The sequence below is a fragment of the Porphyromonas sp. HMSC077F02 genome (genome assembly GCF_001815465.1).
Classification (GTDB): domain Bacteria; phylum Bacteroidota; class Bacteroidia; order Bacteroidales; family Porphyromonadaceae; genus Porphyromonas_A; species Porphyromonas_A somerae.
The window spans coordinates 1-2946 of record NZ_KV820658.1; the positions used below are offsets into that span (position 1 = coordinate 1).

Consider the following 2946-nt stretch of genomic DNA (forward strand, 5'->3'; position numbering starts at 1 on the left):
ACAGATGCATGACATGCCCGTCATACCCAAAAAAAGCCCCTTGTCGATTTGAACAAGGGGCAGTAATTAGGTTGGGTTTTATGCGTTACAGAATAGTGTCAAGTTCCCACGCCGAAATATGGTCAATACCCTCATTTGTTGGAAGCTTGAAGTCATCCAAACTGACCACATACTTCTTGAAGTTATCTTCTATCGACAAAAGAGAGCGGTACTCTCGCTCTATTGTCTCTTGCTCAGTTAGTTGTAGCGTGACTTGGAAATATAACCTCTTGCTTCCTTTGATAGCGACAAAGTCTACCTCAGCCTCTTTATTCGTGCCTACATAGATTTGATATCCAGCCCGTCTAAGGCTTAAATAGACAGCATTCTCCAATAAGTACCCCATTCCATAGCCAAATCCAGAATAGAGGTAATTGTGGTAGCACAAATCATTCAAATAGTACTTGTTATTGGCCGAAATAGTCTCCTTGCCCTTGATATTATATCTCTCTACCTTATGCACGAGGAAAGTACTCTCGAGATGGGAGATATAGTTGGAGAGCGTCTCGTAGTTGGTTTTCCTATTTCGAGACTTAAAGAAGTTGACGATGTTGGCGATGGAGATAATGTTGGAGGCGTTATTGACTAGATACACAAAGAGGTCGTCTAGGAGCTTCACATCCTTTACTTTATACCTAGCGACAATGTCACGAAGCATAACAGTGTCCTTGATTGAAGAGACGTAGTTTTGCTTCATCTCATCATTGGGGAGGTTGAAAAGCTCTGGCAGGGCTCCAGTTTGAAGGAAGTCTATATAACTCTCTCTATTAGGCTCTTTCTGAGTGATACCACAGAACTCTGAAAAACTAAAGGGGAGTATTTCAAACGCTACATACCTTCCCGATAGTAGCGTTGCAAGTTCACCAGATAGCAGACTAGAGTTGGAGCCACTGATAAATATCTCACAAGGCTCAGCAAAGTCTTGGGAGTGTGAGTTGACAAATCGTTCCCACTCTTCAATGCCCTGTATCTCATCGATGAAGAGGAATACTTTCCCTTGCGGGTTGAGGTCTTTCTTGTATTGCTGAAATAGGTTCTCGAGGTCTTGATAGTCAAGAATGTCTGAAAACTCCAGGTATTCCTTGTTGATGTAAAGAATGTTATTGGGACGAGTGCCGTTGGCAATTAGCCGTGAGGCTATTTGCCTTAGGATGTAGCTCTTTCCGGCACGTCTCTGACCTACCAATACTTTGATCAGTTTGTTATCAATGTATTGACCTATCTTATCTGTGTAGAATGTGCGTGGATACCCTAAGTCTATAGGGTTCTCATCCCAAAAGTTGTATTTCCTTATCGGCGTGAGCATTGTCAGGTGTATTTGAAATTTCTCTGCAAATATAGGGATTTTCAAGCGCACTTGAAATTTCTGTTGTGGATATCATAGTTTCAAGTCTGCTTGAAATTTCAAGTTCGGCTATAACTGATCGAACTTGTTCATTGCGTTAGCCTTTATATCATCAGCAATATCGATGTATGGTTTCATCGCTTTATAGTCGCTATGACCAGTCCACTTCATCACTACAATAGCGGGTATTCCCAAGGAGAGCGCATTACAAATGAAAGTTCGCCTTCCTGCATGAGTACTCAGTAGTGCATACTTTGGAGTCACTTCGTCAATTCTTTTGTTGCCTATATAGTAGGTTTCTCTTATTGGTTCATCAATCCCTGCCAGTTCTGCCAGCTCTTTCAAGTAATCATTCATTCGTTGATTGCTGATTACTGGTAAAGCCTTGTCTTTCTCAAAGACCACATTCTCATACTTTTCAAGAACTGATCTGCTGTGTTTGTTCAGTTCTATGATTAGGCTATCAGCTGTTTTGACTGTAGTAATCTCAATATGATCCTCTTTGATGTCGCTCCTTCTGAGATTAAAAACATCAGAATAGCGGAGACCTGTAAAGCAACAAAAAAGGAAAACATCTCGTACTCGCTCTAAGTACTGTTTGCTTTCAGGTATCTCACACTCCCTTAGACGTGTCAGTTCATCCCATGTGAGGAAGATTACTTTCTTCTGGGTGCTTTTTAGTTTTGGCTTAAATGTTTCATAAGCGGTAAGAGTCGTATAGCCTTTGCCAAAACTCCATCTTAAAAACCACTTGAGGAATGAGAGTTGATTCTCTATAGTACTATTCCTCATCTTTCTCTTATCTCGAAGAAAAAGGACGTACTTATTCAACCCGACTTCGTCAAATAGTTCAAAGGATACAGAGGGGTTAAACTCTAGAAGATGGTTCTTTACAGCTGCAAATTTCTCATAGGTAGAGTGCGTCCAGCTATTTTGTACACCTCTTTCACTGACAAACTCATCAAATGCCTGCATAAAGCATATTCCCTCAGGTTGCTCTTCATTTCTCAACCTTGAATTGAATATATCTTTGATTTGTTCAGGGGTTGGGATTAGCTCCTTGATTTCAAACTCCTTGAATATCTTCTGCATTTCAGATCCATATCTCTGCAGGTCTGCATTGATCTCAGTAGCTGATTGCTTGAGCTTATTGGTGCATCCTCTTTTCACCTGCTGAAGATCACTATCCCACTTTGAAGCATCAATTCGGTATCCAGTCGCAATCTCAATGCGCTTACTGTTATAAATCACACGCATTCTGATGGGCACATTCTCTGTAATGAGTACTCCATCTTTCTTGCGTCTCTCCAGTGCGAAAATAATGTTCCTCTTAATATTCATAGTTCATACGCGGATTAAATCTACACCCAAATTTACACCCAATTTTCGACATATGGAAAGAGGTCGTATGATATTCTGTTTAAGTAGTGATTTTATATTCTGCTGGAATACAGCGAATTAATATTTTGTGATATTCTGCGATTTTCAAGGTTTTGGAGCCCCCGCTTCCGCTAAGCGTACTCTGGCAGTGTCTTGTCCTAGAAAAAGTTGACTCATAGATA

General features: G+C 40.7%; 2 protein-coding genes. Both read right to left on the reverse strand.

Going from position 1 to position 2946, the window contains the following annotated elements:
• Positions 1-85: 85 nt before the first annotated feature.
• A complete protein-coding gene (locus HMPREF3027_RS04020) occupies positions 86-1345 on the reverse strand; it encodes an ATP-binding protein (RefSeq protein WP_070707198.1) in 1260 nt (419 codons plus the stop codon).
• Between the two features lie 108 nt (positions 1346-1453).
• Complete coding sequence (locus HMPREF3027_RS04025) at positions 1454-2725, reverse strand: site-specific integrase (protein ID WP_070707199.1); 1272 nt, start codon at positions 2723-2725, stop codon at positions 1454-1456.
• Positions 2726-2946: the final 221 nt, after the last annotated feature.